15 protein-coding genes are annotated in these 15,678 nt (G+C 46.0%); 3 read left to right on the top strand and 12 right to left on the bottom strand.

Translation table 11 applies throughout. The features are described 5' to 3' along the window. Positions 1-2: 2 nt before the first annotated feature. The 6 genes from MKY19_RS10000 to hemE form a co-directional block, all read right to left on the bottom strand. Positions 3-626, bottom strand: coding sequence for a fumarylacetoacetate hydrolase family protein (locus MKY19_RS10000; protein ID WP_339802396.1), 624 nt, complete (start codon positions 624-626; stop codon positions 3-5). A gap of 36 nt (positions 627-662) precedes the next feature. Further along, positions 663-1,397, bottom strand: coding sequence for a glycerophosphodiester phosphodiesterase family protein (locus MKY19_RS09995; RefSeq protein ID WP_339802393.1), 735 nt, complete (start codon positions 1,395-1,397; stop codon positions 663-665). A gap of 18 nt (positions 1,398-1,415) precedes the next feature. Continuing rightward, positions 1,416-2,804, bottom strand: a complete 1,389-nt coding sequence (locus tag MKY19_RS09990; protein ID WP_339802391.1) for a CapA family protein — start codon at positions 2,802-2,804, stop codon at positions 1,416-1,418. Between the two features lie 178 nt (positions 2,805-2,982). Further along, complete coding sequence (gene hemG / locus MKY19_RS09985) at positions 2,983-4,404, bottom strand: protoporphyrinogen oxidase (protein WP_339290262.1); 1,422 nt, start codon at positions 4,402-4,404, stop codon at positions 2,983-2,985. Beyond that, the gene (gene hemH / locus MKY19_RS09980) at positions 4,401-5,357 is read right to left on the bottom strand and encodes a ferrochelatase (RefSeq protein WP_339802388.1); all 957 of its coding nucleotides are present in this window, start codon (positions 5,355-5,357) and stop codon (positions 4,401-4,403) included. Before hemH ends, hemG begins: the two co-directional genes overlap by 4 nt. A 35-nt stretch (positions 5,358-5,392) precedes the next feature. Next, positions 5,393-6,454, bottom strand: a complete 1,062-nt coding sequence (hemE, locus tag MKY19_RS09975; protein ID WP_042186799.1) for a uroporphyrinogen decarboxylase — start codon at positions 6,452-6,454, stop codon at positions 5,393-5,395. A gap of 279 nt (positions 6,455-6,733) precedes the next feature. Here hemE and MKY19_RS09970 point away from each other — a divergent pair, with 279 nt between their 5' ends. Next, entirely contained in the window at positions 6,734-7,954 is a 1,221-nt protein-coding gene (locus MKY19_RS09970; RefSeq protein ID WP_339802385.1) for an MFS transporter, read from the top strand. Between the two features lie 7 nt (positions 7,955-7,961). Here MKY19_RS09970 and MKY19_RS09965 read toward each other — a convergent pair whose 3' ends face one another. Then, complete coding sequence (locus MKY19_RS09965; RefSeq protein ID WP_076283186.1) at positions 7,962-8,591, bottom strand: O-methyltransferase; 630 nt, start codon at positions 8,589-8,591, stop codon at positions 7,962-7,964. A gap of 198 nt (positions 8,592-8,789) precedes the next feature. Between MKY19_RS09965 and MKY19_RS09960 the strand changes: the two genes are divergently transcribed. Beyond that, a complete protein-coding gene (locus MKY19_RS09960) occupies positions 8,790-9,929 on the top strand; it encodes a class I SAM-dependent RNA methyltransferase (protein WP_042186795.1) in 1,140 nt (379 codons plus the stop codon). 155 nt (positions 9,930-10,084) lie between these two features. Further along, positions 10,085-12,103 (top strand): LTA synthase family protein, encoded by a 2,019-nt coding sequence (locus MKY19_RS09955; RefSeq protein WP_339802382.1) that lies wholly within the window; start codon positions 10,085-10,087, stop codon positions 12,101-12,103. A gap of 86 nt (positions 12,104-12,189) precedes the next feature. Here the strand turns inward: MKY19_RS09955 and MKY19_RS09950 are convergent, their stop codons facing one another. The 5 genes from MKY19_RS09950 to racE all read right to left on the bottom strand — a co-directional run bounded on the left by MKY19_RS09950 (position 12,190) and on the right by racE (position 15,484). Next, entirely contained in the window at positions 12,190-12,429 is a 240-nt protein-coding gene (locus tag MKY19_RS09950) for a DUF1450 domain-containing protein (protein WP_042126265.1), read from the bottom strand. A 41-nt stretch (positions 12,430-12,470) separates the two neighbouring features. Then, the gene (locus MKY19_RS09945) at positions 12,471-12,773 is read right to left on the bottom strand and encodes a heme biosynthesis protein HemY (protein ID WP_042126263.1); all 303 of its coding nucleotides are present in this window, start codon (positions 12,771-12,773) and stop codon (positions 12,471-12,473) included. 126 nt (positions 12,774-12,899) lie between these two features. Beyond that, positions 12,900-13,151, bottom strand: a complete 252-nt coding sequence (locus MKY19_RS09940; protein ID WP_076283188.1) for a hypothetical protein — start codon at positions 13,149-13,151, stop codon at positions 12,900-12,902. Positions 13,152-13,261: 110 nt separating this feature from the next. Next, entirely contained in the window at positions 13,262-14,470 is a 1,209-nt protein-coding gene (locus MKY19_RS09935) for a M14 family metallopeptidase (RefSeq protein ID WP_339270232.1), read from the bottom strand. Positions 14,471-14,677: 207 nt separating this feature from the next. Beyond that, the gene (gene racE / locus MKY19_RS09930; protein ID WP_076283405.1) at positions 14,678-15,484 is read right to left on the bottom strand and encodes a glutamate racemase; all 807 of its coding nucleotides are present in this window, start codon (positions 15,482-15,484) and stop codon (positions 14,678-14,680) included. Positions 15,485-15,678: the final 194 nt, after the last annotated feature.

Genomic DNA, 15,678 nt, shown 5'->3' with positions numbered 1-15,678 from the left:
TTTTAGCCGATCAGGCAAGTCCCCATCAGCTTGTCACCCCAGTACAATTCAAACGAATCTCCTGATACGGTAGAGCCTACACCTTCTGGTGTTCCTGTGAATATCACATCGTCTTTACCCAGCCCGTAACGCACAGCGATAAAATCGACAATTTTTTGGAGCGAAAAAATCATATTTTTAACATTACCTCGCTGAACTTCAACACCATTTTTTAAAACCGTGAAATCCGTTCCTTCCAGCTCTTCCTTGTCAGGAAACGCAATGTAAGGTGTGAGTGGAGCAGCGTTCTTAAAGCCTTTAGCCGGAGTCCAAGGCAGACCTTTCTTCTGCAGATCATTATGCACATCACGCAGTGTGAAATCCAGTCCCAGAGCCATAACATCCACCAAATCCTCCACGCTCATACCCGGTACATAATCACGCGCGATCCGTAGCACAAGTTCTCCTTCATAATGAACCTGACCTGAATCCTTTGGAAGCTGAATGACTGCTTTATCGAGGGAAACCGCCGCATGTGAGGGCTTCAAAAAAATGAGTGGCTCTACGGGGACATTATTTCCTAATTCCTCCGCATGTAGCTTGTAGTTCCGTCCAACACAATACAAATTATTAACAGCAGCGCACACAGACAATCAGCTCTCTTTCCCATCGAATTGGATTATTTATACTTTTAGAAATGTATCGCCCCAGATATCCGGACGGTTTGTACAAATCATTATATCAGAATGCATATCTGCTAAGCGACGCATCTCTTTTCCTTTGTTCACTGTCCAAGCCATAATCTTCACACCTTGCTCCGTCAAAACCTTAGCCAATCTAGGATTTAAACGCGAGAAGCTAATCGACAAAAGAGAACACTCCAGTTCATGCAGCCTTCGAGCAGGATTACCAAACCTTGAATCAAAAATTAAGCCTGTACGAAAGCGGGGGGCAATTTCCTTGATTTTTTTCAACACATCTGTGTCAAAAGAGGTCAAAATCACGTCGTCCCGCATGCCTTTAGAGGAAATAAGATCCGTCACCTTCTGTTCGATGCCAGGATACATATTGCCCACTGTTTTCAGTTCAATATTGAGACGAAGTCTACCGGAGGCTAATGAGAGCACCTCTTCCAAGGAAGGCACCCGCTCTCCCCGAAAAGAACGCCCTTTCCAGCTACCCGCATCGAGACGCCGGATATGTTCCCAATCCATATTCTTCACCTTACCATGACCATTGGTTGTACGGTCCAGTGTAAAGTCATGAATGACAACAGGAACACCGTCCTTCGAGAGCTGGACATCCAATTCCATCCAGTGTACAAAAGGCATGGCAATGGCCATCCGGATCGCTGCTAATGTATTCTCCGGAGCTTTACCGGAAAATCCCCGATGGGCAACACATAAATTGTTCATCATAAGGACCTCCCAGGAACCCTATTTTGTAACTTGAGTCACTTTGCCGTCACTGTTGATCTTAACTCGACCAGCAGATAAAGACTCTATTTTATTCAGCAAAAGCTGTCCGTTCACCTGATTCATGGGCACGGGCTGAGCTAGCTCAGCAGTCATAGGCTTCAGCTGTAATGAACATTGACCTTTTTTACTACATTCCGCCTGAAATACAGCAGTTTCCCAAGTGGCAGGTACCGTTGATCTCGTAAAAATAAAATTACCAGTGCTGTAGGCGATCCACTTGCCTTTGTACGGCTCCACACCTTGCAATACATGTGGGTGACCACCAATGACAAGATCAGCTCCCGCATCGACAAAGCTACGTCCAAGAGTCTGCTGAATATTATCGAACTGCTCTACCCGTTCTTTGCCCCAATGGACAACTACGACAACCAAATCAGCTTTTTGTTTAGCTGCAGCAATCGCTTTAAGTCCTTCTCTACTATCATATACTGAAGCAAGCCCGGGTTTATTTTTTCCCGCCATCCAATCAGATGCAGGAATCACACGTGTGAACCCCAGTAAGGCGATCTTAATCCCTTTACGCTCAAAATATTGCGCCGAGAATGCTTCTTTACTGTTGAGTCCGGCACCAACATAAGGAATGCCTCTTTCCGAGAGATGACTAAGCGTGTCTCGCAGACCTTCCTCCCCTTGATCCAGCGTATGATTGTTCGCCATATTTACTGCATCCACTCCGGCTGCTTTAAGAGCATCTAGTGCTTTGGGCGAGCCTTTGAATACGTATTGCTTATTAGCGGCGCCAACCCCACCCGTGGTCACAGGAGTCTCCAGATTCACAATCGTAAGATCATCCTTCTTGAACATTCCATCGAGCGCGGCATACGAATAGTCGTAACCTTTCTTTTCGAGCAATTCCCCGGCTTTCCCCGAAAAAATAACATCTCCACCAAAATTCAAGGTCACTGTATTGCCAGAAGCCTGGTCATCTGATGGAAGTCCAGACACAGAACCACCATCTGCGACTTGGGAGCTACCTTCATCTGGCGAAGGGGTCTCAGTTGGTACAGGCGCCTGTGTTTCAACATTTTCTTCTCTCTTTGGCTCTGGTGTAGGTGTAGCTTCCGGGGTTACCGTTGGAGAAGGGATGGGAGACTCCGTGGCTTCAGGCGTTGCAGTCACTATAGGTGCTGTCTCCTGAGCAGTACTATCCGGAGTAGGCGAAGCCGTTATTTGCGCCACTGGAGGTGGCTCAGAACTTCCCTTGAATCTGTCATCCATAAAACTATAGCTGAGCGCCACAATAATCAACAGAAGTAGACCTGCATTGACCCACATCCAGGCCGTTCTGCGCTTACGTTTGCTCTTATGTTTGTTCTTCTGTCTAGAACGCGATCGCGGCGGATACATTGTTTCTATGATCTCCTCTACTCTCAAATTGGTTCTATTATAGCATACCTAGCACCTGTCCCTCCAAATACGAGAGTCCATTAAAATAGTATAATCTAATTTTCAAACAAAAACGGTGAAGCAAAAATCTTCGCTTCACCGTTCATTATATAATTCTAACTCTCCCGTAAATGAACAATTAATTCGATATACGCTTTGCAGCGCTTTGTGCTGTAAGCTTAGCCTGCTTAACACAATCGGGCATTGCCACTCCATCATATCCAGCTCCAAAGACATATATCCCAGGAAGTGTGGTCTCAAGCTCCCTATGGAATTTAGAAAGATTGTCAAGATGTCCAACAGGATACTGTGGCATCGAATGTTCCGAACGAGTAATTTCCGTGAATATAGGTTTCGCTGTAATGCCCATGATCTCTCGTAAATCCTTACTCACTAGCTCCGTAAGAGCCTCATCTGGAAGTTGAACATTCTGCTCATCTCCGGAACGGCCTACATGACAGCGCATAAGTACTTTATCATCTGGACTCGTATGCGGCCACTTCGTTGACGTCCATGTACAGGCAGTAATATTGCGCCCTTCCTTACGTGGCACAAGAAAACCTGCTCCAGCATCATCAATTTCGATATCCTTCTTGTCGAAGGCCATGACTAAGTTCGCAACCGATACATAATTTACCGCATCGAGTGCTGAAACATCCACATGTGGACGCAAAAGTTCGGCAGCAAAAGAATTTGGTGTGGTGATATATATTTCATCCGCAAGCAGCCGTTCGCCACTTTCCAGTTCTAGCTCATAACGAGAAGCATTAGTTCCTGTAGCATGTATAGAGACCACCGCAGCTTCAGTTCGCTGTTCTACATCATGCAGTTCATGAATCAAGCCATGCACGAGACTTTGTAGTCCTTTTCGAAAGGTCAGAAAAGTGCTGTTCTTTGTGCTCGTATTTGTCTTAGAGGAATTCTGTTCTTTAATGATTCCACGAATAAGACCACCATACTGCCGCTCTACTTCTCCAAATTGCGGAAAGGTAGCCTGTAGGCTGACTTTGCGTAAATCCCCAGCATACATACCGGCTAATAGCGGTTCGGTCAAATTCTCCATCACTTCAGTACCTAAACGTCGCTCAATCAGCTGTCCGAGGGATTCATCGTCATTACTCCGCTTAGGAGGAAGGATCAAGTCCATCAGCGCGCGTATTTTGCCACCGAATGAAACCAGAGCACTTGATAGAAATGGCTTTAGTTCAGTAGGAATTCCAAGCACAAGACCGGAAGGCATAGGATGAAGCTTGTCACGCTGTAGTATATAGGTCTTCTCTGCCTTTGGATTTGTGTTCACAAGCTCGTGATCTAGCTCTAATTCCTTAGCCAATTCAATCATCTCTGTTTTGCTAGCTAAAAAAGAATCCGGACCCTTCTCAATCACAAATCCATCCCGGTGCAATGTTTCGATCTTCCCACCAAGAGTCTTGTCTTTCTCTAGCAGTACAATATCAGGTTTCATGCCAGCTTCTTTGTAAAACTTACGAATGTAAAAGGCGGCGCTGAGTCCACTCAGCCCACCGCCTATGATAACAATTCGCCTAGAGGGACCAGTCATGACTGACCGGCCGACATTTGATTCAGTCTTGTACGAACAACATCGCTCAATACGGACATGTACGCAGGATCGCTGTTTAATGATTCAATCCGCATAAGACGCATATCCAGCTCTGAAGCTACGGCTGTTGCCTCGATATCAAGGTCATACAGCACTTCTAAATGATCGGATACGAACCCGATCGGTGCCACTAGAACATACTCTACCTGTTCCTTGCTAAGCTGCTGAAGTGTATCCAGAATATCTGGTCCAAGCCATGGTTCAGCTGTCCGTCCTGCGCTTTGCCACGTAAACTGCCAATTGGTTATCCCCGCTTGATCTGCAATAGCCTTTGAGGTCTCCAATAGTTGATCTTTATAAGGATCCCCTATAGCTAGAATACGCTCTGGAAGACTATGCGCGCTAAATAATACCCTTATCTCATCGCGAGTAGCGCCTGCTTCGATATATTGATCTATTTTCGCAGTTACTCTCCGGCTTAGAACATCGATCAATACTGGGTGCATATGGTAGCTCTCCACAAAACCCATGTTGATTTTACATGCATCAGCCTTTTCCTGAGCACGTTTGATGTAGCCACCCACGCTCATGCTTGAATAGTGAGGGGCAAGCACAACACCAACCGCTTGGGTAATGCCGTCCTTCGCCATAGCCTCGACGCCGTCCTCAATAAACGGATAGGCATGCTTCAAACCCTGATAGCAGACAAATTCAACATCCGCCCCAGCTTTATCCGCGTTTAATGCTGCCTGTAATGCAGCTACTTGACGGTCTGTGTTCTCCCGCAGCGGGAATACACCCCCGACGATCGCTTCATAGCGATCTGTTAATTCTTTAAGCTGCTCCGCTGTCGGCGGATTACCTCGCCGAATATGAGTGTAATATGCTTCAACGTCTTCTAAGCTTTTAGGAGTGCCATACGACATGACGAGAACACCTATTTTTGCTGTCACGGATTCCATCCCCTTATAGATTTAATAGGCTATTTTTAAGAACGCAGTTTGGCTGATTCTTTCAATACTTCCTGTGAATATTCGTGAATATATTCCGTTAATTCTCTAAGCTTCTCTAAAGAAGCCTCCGGGAATAAACCATGACCCAGATTGAAGATATATCCCGGCTCTTGTACCCCTTCATCAATTAACGCTTTCGCGTGCTCCTTCAAGACGTCCATCGGCGCTGTAAGTAAATACGGATCCAGGTTGCCTTGAATCGCAAATTTCCCACCGGTTCTGCGTCGACCTTCGGACAAGCTCACACGCCAGTCCACCCCGATTACATCCGCTTGAAGCTTCGTAAGACTCGGTAGCAATTCGCCAGAGCTTACGCCAGGAAAGTATATTTTCGGTACATCAAGATCAGATAATTCGGAAAAAATACGAGAAACCGTCGGTAACACATACTTTTCAAAATCGCGTGGCGCAAGGGCACCAACCCAGCTGTCGAACAATTGAAACGCTTTTCCACCACTACGCACGTGACTACGGAGGTAAGCGATAATCATATCGCCGAGCTTGTCCATTAGCATTTCCCAGACACGGGGTTCACTGTACATTAGCTCTTTAGTCCGAATATATCCTTTGGAAGGTCTTCCTTCGATCAGATAGCTGGCAATTGTAAACGGTGCGCCTGCGAAAGTAATCAAGGGCACGTCCAGCTCCTTATCCAGAATTGCAATCGTCTCCAAAATATGTCCGAGATCCCCTTCAACATCAATGGGCTTCAGTCTCTCGACATCTGCTGCAGAGCGAATCGGATTCTCGATCACAGGGCCAATATCTTTGACGATATCAAATTTCACACCGATAGAAGCGACCGGATTCATAATGTCTGAATACAAAATGGCCGCGTCCACACCTAGCTTGCGCACAGGCATCAAGGTTACTTCAGCCGCTAACTCAGGCTGTTTGCAGATTTCAAGCAATGAGTACTTTTCCTTGATTTTACGGTACTCGGGATCATAACGGCCGGCCTGCCGCATGTACCATACGGGAACGTGCTCCGTATCCTGCTTTCTGCAGGCGCGGATAAAAGTGTCGTTGTAGGTCATGATAAGATCTCCATTTATATTTTATAAGATTTTTTAAAATAAACGCTTACCGTCCTAATAAGGACGCCGATGGCGTTTATGCTTGATCGGCATACTTACTATTATGCCCTTTTTAAAAGGTTGTAACAAGCAAAACGAAGATCGCGGAATGACAATCCTATGACATTACTATGACATGTATTGCACTTTTGAAGCTAAAAAAATGATATACTGATAAAATGTCTATTTTTCTGTGAATCATGTATTTTCTGAAATTCTTTGAAAGGAAGTGAAAGCACTTTGAAGAAATGGGAGACATGGAAGGTCAACCTCTTAGTGCTTTGGTTCGGACAATTCTTGGTAAATGCCGGAATGACGATGATCACACCGTTCCTGACCTTGTATCTTGCTAAGGATCTTGGAGTTCAGGGTGAGCATGAAATTGGAATTTGGGCGGGCCTTATTTTTGCCGCAAACTTTTTAACTTCTTTCATTTTCCAGCCACTATGGGGAAAACTTGCTGACAAATATGGACGTAAAATCATGCTCCTGCGCTCCAGCTTTGGCATGGCTATCGTTATGGTGTTGATGGGCTTCGCACAATCCCCTATGCAGCTGCTCTTACTGCGACTGCTAAACGGTACAATCTCCGGCTTCAATCCCGCTTCCATCGCACTCGTTTCGGGTACTACTCCGAAAGCACGTATGGGATTTTCGATGGGGCTGATGCAGTCAGGTTCTGTTGCAGGTACCATCCTTGGACCACTTATTGGTGGTTTTCTTGCTGATTTAATCGGATTTCGTCCGATCTTTTATGTCGTTGGCGCCTTGCTCTTCATCGCCTCTCTGCTGGCACTGTTTCTCGTTAAAGAGAAATTCGATCGTGCAGAAGCGGCACAAGAGCCACAGGTGTCAGTCATGGAGGGCTTGAAGGAATTGATCAAGATCCCTCAGCTCCCGGCGCTGTTTGGTGTAACCTTTTTGCTGCAATTTGCAATGATCAGCCCCATGGCCTTGCTGCCACTTTATGTTGAAAAGTTAAATGGGCCTGCTGAGAATATAGCCTTTTTAGCCGGAATGGTCAGCGCAGTTACAGGGATCTCCAACATGCTGGCTTCCCCCTTGCTCGGCAAGCTGAGTGATAAAGTCGGCGCACACCGCATTCTGACCTACGCGTTAATCGGGGCTTCGCTATTCCTGATTCCGCAAGCATTCGTTACTAGCGTGTGGCAGCTAATCGTTGTCCGTTTTCTCATGGGGATTTTTATGGGCGGCCTTTTGCCCAGCGTTAATGCGCTTATCCGGTCTTATACCCCTGACGGGAAAGAAAGCCGCGCATTCGGCTTCAACGGCAGCACATTGTCACTGGGCAATATGCTGGGAGCTATCATAGGCGGCTTTCTATCTGGTTATATTGGTATTGAGGGACTGTTTATCATCTCCGGAAGCTTGTTGCTGTTGAACACCGTATGGGTCCGGGTTAAGCTATACAAAGCTACTCCGCCACGGCTATTTCGCTAATCTTCTGCTATTTCACCATTGCCAACGCCAGTCCATCATAGGCTGGCAGACAAGTGCTAATCAGACGATCATCGGTGGCGATCATTTCATTGAAATGCCGTACAGCCAGAATGGCAGGTCCATTTCGATCTGTATTTAGCGTCCGTCCGCGGAGAAAGATATTATCACCAGCAATAATCGCGCCTGGATTAGCCATCTTGATGGCATATTCCAAGTAATTGGTATAGTTAATCTTGTCTGCGTCGATAAAGAAGAAATCGAACTTAGCACCCTCTGCTTCAAGTGCCTTCAGGCTGTCCATTGCAGGACCGATTCTATATTCCGTAGAATCACCGAATCCGGCCAGTTCTAAATTACGGCGAGCAAGCTCGGCATAATCGGCCCTCAGCTCTAGCGAAGTCAGCGTGCCACCTTCAGTGAAGCCGCGAGATAAGCAAATTCCGCTGTAGCCGCCAAGTGCGCCAATCTCCAAAATACGCGTGGAGCGAGACAGTCTAACAAGCATAGTGAGTAGTCTTCCGTACCCCGGCTCGACAGACACCTCCGGCATACCCGCTTGGACGATAGCTTCTTTTACCTGAAGCAGGATTTCGTCCTCGGTATAAAGTTGTTCACTGTATTCTTCTTGGGTAAGCATAAAGATTCTCCTTTGATGATCCCCCGTTTTCTCGAATGAAGGGATGACGGGGAAGATTTTATGGTTTATGGAATGCCGGGCATTGTGAAGTGTCCCGCATTCCCCTATACTTGTATGGATGCTTTTCTTATGGTATTGGCTTTTCTTATTGTACTGGCTTTTTGTATTTATCTACAAGTTAAACGGAGTTGAGAGTATTTGAGCAAATTACAATTAATCGCTACTGCCCCTATGGGATTAGAAGCTGTAGTAGCGCGCGAATTAAACGAACTGGGTTATGAGACCACGGTCGAGAACGGTCGTGTATTGTTCAGTGGTGATTATATCGACATCTGTCGCTGTAATTTATGGCTGCGTACATCCGACCGCGTATTAGTAAAAATGGGTCAATTCCCCGCTAAAACCTTCGATGAGTTATTTGAGGGTGTTAAAGCGCTGCCTTGGGAAGACTGGATTCCCGAGAATGGAGAATTTCCTGTTGAAGGACGATCCCATAAATCACAACTAACGAGTGTACCCGCTTCCCAAGGGATTGTCAAAAAAGCTATCGTCGAGAAGCTGAAGCTCTCCTATCATACGGACTGGTTCCCAGAGAACGGACCTCGATATGTGATCGAAGTGATTCTGTTAAACGATATCGCGCTTATTACGCTAGACACCACCGGACCTGCTCTTCACAAACGCGGATACCGCAGACAGGCTACAGAAGCGCCACTGAAGGAAACGATGGCAGCCGCTTTAATCCAGCTTAGCCGCTGGAATGGCCACCGTCCGCTATATGATCCATGTTGTGGTTCGGGAACATTGTTGATAGAAGCCGCGATGATCGCTTGGAATATCGCACCGGGACTACGGCGTTCCTTCCCTTCAGAACATTGGCCAGTCATTCCTAAGCATCTGTGGGAAGAAGCTCGCGAAGAAGCTTTCGATGCCGTACGAGACGATTATCCATTGCAGCTAACCGGCACGGATATCGATCCTGCTGCTATAGAAATTGCTGAAGCCGCTGCTAAAAGCGCCGGCCTGTCCGGAGAAATAACCTTCACCGTGATGGCTGCCGCCAAAGCAAGACCCCAAGGCGAATACGGCTGTATCATTACCAACCCGCCATATGGTGAACGGATCAGTAATGATAAAGAGGTGGAGAAGCTGACTCGCCAGTTTGGTGAAATGATGCTGTATCTACCGACTTGGTCATTCTTTGCAATTAGTCCTTATAAGGAATTCGAACAATATTACGGACGTAAAGCGGACAAACGTCGCAAGTTGTATAACGGACGTATTGAGTGTCAATATTATCAATACTTGGGTCCACTTCCACCTAGAAATCCGAAATAATTCGGAAGACAATTACGCCAAGCATGAACGGCTTCGGCGTCCTTAAAAGGACGGTAAGCGTTTATGCGAGAAATATAAGAACGGACATCTACCTCGATTGAGGACGGTGTCCGTTTCTTCTTACATACTCAACTTCTGTGCTAGGAGGCTTTAACGTGTCACGAGATCCACTTAGTAGGAGCAGCTCATCCATAACGGATAGAATGATCACTATTGTCCGCTCCCGTTATATTGGTTACATCCTTTTTCTTGTCCTTATGCTCGCTAAGCTAATGTTTCTTCACAGCGGCCTGCATGCTCCTAATATTGATATGAACCGTCTCGACAAGCTCATTGCTCTCGGTTCAGTTATGCTGTTATCCTTTTGGGTGTTATGGCTCCCCCGACGTGGACAAACGATAGCCCTGATAATCATAAACGTGCTCCTGACATTACTTATTTATTCTGATATCGTCTACTATCGCTACTTTCAGGATTTCATCACCGTTCCCGTTCTTTTTCAAGCCGGACAGATGGATGCACTTGGCGGAAGTATCTTTGCACTACTCCGTCCCTCTGATCTCTACTTGTTCGCGGATTGGCTGATATTTCTGGTTTACACCATTTGGGTAGTGTTATTCCGTCGGAACACGCCTGCCTATAATAATGGACAGCCTTCCTATTATGCTCGCACAAGTCATTTTCGTCCCTCTTCACGCTTAATGAGAGGACTAAGACGGAGTGTTAACGGGGTCGTTGCATTGGTATTAGGCTGTATTCTGACCTTTGGCCCTATCCACTCTTACGCCACTACGTGGGCCAAGGGTTTATTCACTGGTAACTGGTGGAGCTTGGCGATGTATAACGTTACTGGACTCATTGGATTTCACGGTTATGATATTTACTTGTATGCCAAAGATCATTTAGGCCCGCAGCCTGAGCTTTCACAAAAGGAAGCCAGCTCCATGAAGCTCTGGTTCAATGAACACAATGCTGAGCAAAGTGTTCTTAACGACAGCTTTGGAAAATACAGCGGAAGCAACATCGTTGTTATTCAGGCCGAAGCTTTTATGAATTTTGTAGTGGGACGATCGATCAATGGACAAGAGGTCACACCTAATTTGAACGCTCTAATCAAAGAGAATACCTACTTCAGTAATTACTATCATCAGACCTCACAAGGACGAACCTCCGATGCGGATTTCGCCTCGAATGGTTCACTGTATCCGCTGGTCTCCGGCTCAGTATTTGTCCGTTACCCGGATCATCAATTTGACACGTTACCTGCCATTTTGAAGTCCAAGGGCTATAGCACCAATGCCTTCCATGCGTATGAAGGAAGCTTCTGGAATCGGCAGATTATGTATAAGGCGATGGGGTATGACCATTTTTATAGCAAAAAAGACTTTAAGATCGACGAGCCCCTAGGCTGGTCATTGGGAGATAAATCTTTCCTGCGGCAGTCCCTAAATATTATGGATTCTGTAGAATCGATCCAGAAGCCCTTTTACTCTTTTTTGACTACACTATCTAGTCATCACCCATATTCTCTCCCTACGGCTAAGCAAGGGCTTGATACCGGGGAGTTTAAAGGTACCATCTTCGGAGATTATTTGCAGGCTGTTCATTATACAGATGAAGCTCTAGGTGAATTGGTGAGTGATATGAAGCAGCGTGGGTTGTGGGATAACACGATCCTTGCCTTTTATGGAGATCATGATAACTCGATCCAAGAAACCTCTTATTACGAACAATTTCTTGGTAAAAGCTTAAATAAGCTCGACATGCATCAAATCATGCATCAAGTTCCATTACTCATTCATCTGCCGGGTAATAACACCTCGGTGATTGATTCTAATCCGGCTGGTCAATTGGATCTCACACCTTCCTTACTCCATCTGCTTGGGATCTCACAAGATCCTTATTATCTCATGGGTAATAATCTGTTCAGTGGCAAAGAGCGACTTGTGACACTGCGAACCGGTGCCTTTGCCGATGCGAAGCGCTCCTATCTTCCAAGTGAAAATGGACAATTCAACAGTGGCACCTGTTATAGCCTCGACAGCCGCGAAGCCATTGACGTTGCGGGGTGCAGCACCGGGTTCGAGACAAGTAAGCAACGACTGCAAATCTCAGACGATATCATGAAATACGATGGCATCAAGATGCTCCGAAAGGAAGAATCTGCACCATAAAAATTTCATTTTATAAAAAAAAAGCCCTAAACTCCGTCATCAACACGGGTTTAGGGCTTTTAAACTTGATGGATAAGACCTCTGCATTATTTCTGAACGGCCGGTTGCTTGATAAAAGCTTCTACCTTCTTCAACACTTCTTCCTCTGTTGGAGCACTCACATAACGACCATTAACATATACAAAGGCCCGTTTGCCACATGGACCACAGTACGACTTACAGCCGACCTTGATCTCTGCATCAGGCGCCATCTTTTGCAGTTTGGGTATGATACTCTTCAATTTCATAAAATTACATTCATCGCACACTTGTATATCGTTAGCCATGGAGCAACCCTTCTTTATGTCCCAAATTTAAGGCGAAACGTTTAGTGATCGCCGTGATTACCTTTAGACGGATTAGTAATAACAAAACCTTCTTCAGGAAGATATAAATAATCAACGACCACACCATCAAGGAGCGGTTGATTCGGATCAAGAATAACATCGATTTCTTTATCTGTCGAGACTACAACATCATTCTCATTAGGCGTGTCCAAATCCAGTCCGTAGTGAGCATGATCACCGTGAGCATGCGTAATCGCTACGCGAAGCTTCAACTCGCTGTTTCCTTCAAGTTCCATTTGTTTCTTTATCACTTTAGCCGCATTGCGGGTAATTTTGACCTTCATCTATCATCCATCTCCTAGTACTTAAATTAAATACTCAATTACCTATTTTAAAGGTAAATGATATCTAAAAGCAACTATATTAACAAATTAGATACACAATGCGAGGTAGATCCTCACTTCACTGCCTCATTTTCCGGCCTGAAGTGCCGGGTATTTCCGTCCCATCCGTGACACGAACCAGCCCATAAGAAGCATCGTCACACCAATATCATCGATCGGTAAAAAAGGCATAAAATCCGGCAACACCCAATAGAGCAGTACTGGGATTGTGAATAAAAGCTTGTCCCCTATTGCGACTTTAGGGGAGATCACATATCGCCAGGAACTACTGAAGATAGTAGACCATTGTTTAAGTGACAGCAGTTTTTTCAGTTTCATAGTGACCCTCCTCCCAAGTAAAAAGGATACAGCCGCGGATAACGTGTAGTGACGACAGCGGCCATACCCTATGGTTTATGTTACGCAAGTTTACTGTAATTGTTTCATAATTATTTCACATTGGATAGTATCGTTCCCAAAATTAGACCCGTTTCTAGCGCCATATCCTCAAAATCTGCCAATGGCAACGGATTTTTACCAATCCCCAGCTCTACTGTAAATCCTGGTTTACGAAAGGTCTGGATGAACCAATCCTTATACCCGGCATCGCTGCCAGTTAATTCGACTGCACGATAGCTGCTCGCAGCGGCCAACCGTGTTGCTAATTCGCGGCTTTCGGGAGGTTCATATCCCCGGTAATTCCAGTAGATCTCTCCCCCTTGGCTATGCAAAGACACTGCAGCTTCTCCGGGCGCGTTCTCAGCAAGTACCGCTAGAGCGGCTGCCTCAGGTTCACTTAGCGCCTCAGGACCACTGTAATCACGCGGAGAGGGCAGGATTACACCACGGCGTTCCCGTTCCTCTTCCCAATGAGCAGGGAACTGATCCCCGAGATCCACACCGCGTATATTGGCCTTCCAATGGCGAAAACTCCGCCGTCCCCCGTTCCATTTCATAAGGTCCTCATAATAAGGGTGGCCTGGTAAAACGCCCTCCTGCACTAACTCCACGCCGTCAGGGTTAGCCATGGGTACAGCCCATAGGGTCCAATTATTGTACCATTCCTCTGGACGATGACCATTCCATGCCAAACCTTTAGCATAAGCTGCTGCATACTCTTCTATGAACGACATCAGGCAAGGCGAGGTCAGCCATTCATTAGCATGTAGAGCCGCATTAACATGCAAATGGCGGGTTCCATTGCCTATTTTAAGCACAGGAATTGGCTTGCCGAGCACACTGTTGCCAATTGAATGTGCTTGTATAAAAGGATATTGTGCAATCAGGCTGCTGATGTCGTTCTCAACATCAACCGGACCGTACTCTCCACGTAAGAATACCACTCGCTCTGGAATCGGAGGCGGAATGACGAGGACTTTTCCCGGTGTACAGAAGCGCCCTGAGGACACACCTGGATTAAGCTTCTCCAAATCATCTAAACTCACATTGAATAATGAGGTTATGCGTTCAAGATCGTCCCCTTCCTGCACCGCATACCTTTTACGCGGCGAAGACGGTAGGAATAAAACCTGACCCGGATATAAATAAGACTGTCTCCCAACCCATGGATTGCCTTGAATGACATGCTCAGGGGTTAATCCATGCAGGGCGGCAATTCGGCTTACGGTATCTCCCCTGCTTGCAATATATTGTCGCATTAGGTCTCATCCTCTCGGCCTTAAATTGCTGATACGGTGGATACAAAAATAGCAGCAAACAGCACTTAATTCTATTGTATGCAAGAGCCACTACCCTGCATGAAGGAGAAATGAATCACAAGAAAATAGGCTGGGAATTATGCTTCCCAGCCTATTTTATCTTACACTCCGTAGAGTTTGTCCCTATTCAATTCAACATTGCTCTGCTTATAACGTGGATACTTGCCATACTACTGGGGTACGTTTAATTTGTTCTCCAAGCCAGTCTCGGGCAATTCGCTGAAACATTTCAGCATCACCACTGCAGAAGAACTGATGAATTGGACTTTCATCCCCGATGGACAGCTTGCCTTTATCGTATAAAATCGTGCTGATCTCACGAGCTGTCTCATCTGCGGAACTGATCAGTTTGACTCCCGGTCCCATGGTCTCTCCAATAGGCTCAACAAGAAATGGATAATGAGTGCATCCTAAAATTAAAGTATCGATGTTATTATCTTTAATGCCTTCCAATGCCTGCTCTACAATTTCATAACTTATCTCAGAGCGGAACATGCCTTGCTCAACGAGTGGGACAAGTGCTGGGCAGGCTTGACTTACAACCTCAACAAAAGGAGACAGCTGCTTTAGTGCGTTAGTATAAGCCCCGCTGCCGATGGTTCCTATTGTACCGATCACGCCGACATGTCCGCTTTTGGTCGCGCTAATTGCAGCACGGGCTCCGGGATGAATCACCCCAATAACAGGGATAGAGACCTTGGCTGAGATATAATCGAGTGCCGCTGCTGTTGCGGTATTACAAGCGATAACAATCATTTTAGGATTAAACTGGATCAAATAATCTACAATTTGTTCTGTAAACAGTGTTACTTCCTCGGTCGAACGGGGTCCGTACGGAGCTCGGGCCGTATCTCCGAAATAAATGATTTTCTCCCGCGGGAGCTGCCTCATCACTTCTTTGACAACTGTTAGCCCTCCCACACCTGAGTCTAATATTGCAATAGCTTGCTGCACGAACACACCGCTTCCTTCTACTTGTTTTGTGTAGCTTATGTAAGCCGAAAACAAAATGTACCTGACTTTCAGCCCCAATTGCAGATATTACTCCTTTTGGACTCTTAGTTCAAGCCAAGACTTTTGCCATCATTTAACAGGTCTATAAGAATGAAATAAAAAAGCCACCTTCCGCCCAATGCGAAAAAGCGGCT

The organism is Paenibacillus sp. FSL R5-0744, assembly GCF_037972555.1.
In the GTDB taxonomy this organism is placed as follows: Bacteria; Bacillota; Bacilli; order Paenibacillales; family Paenibacillaceae; genus Paenibacillus_AQ.
This window is presented reverse-complemented; position numbering and strand designations above follow the sequence as displayed.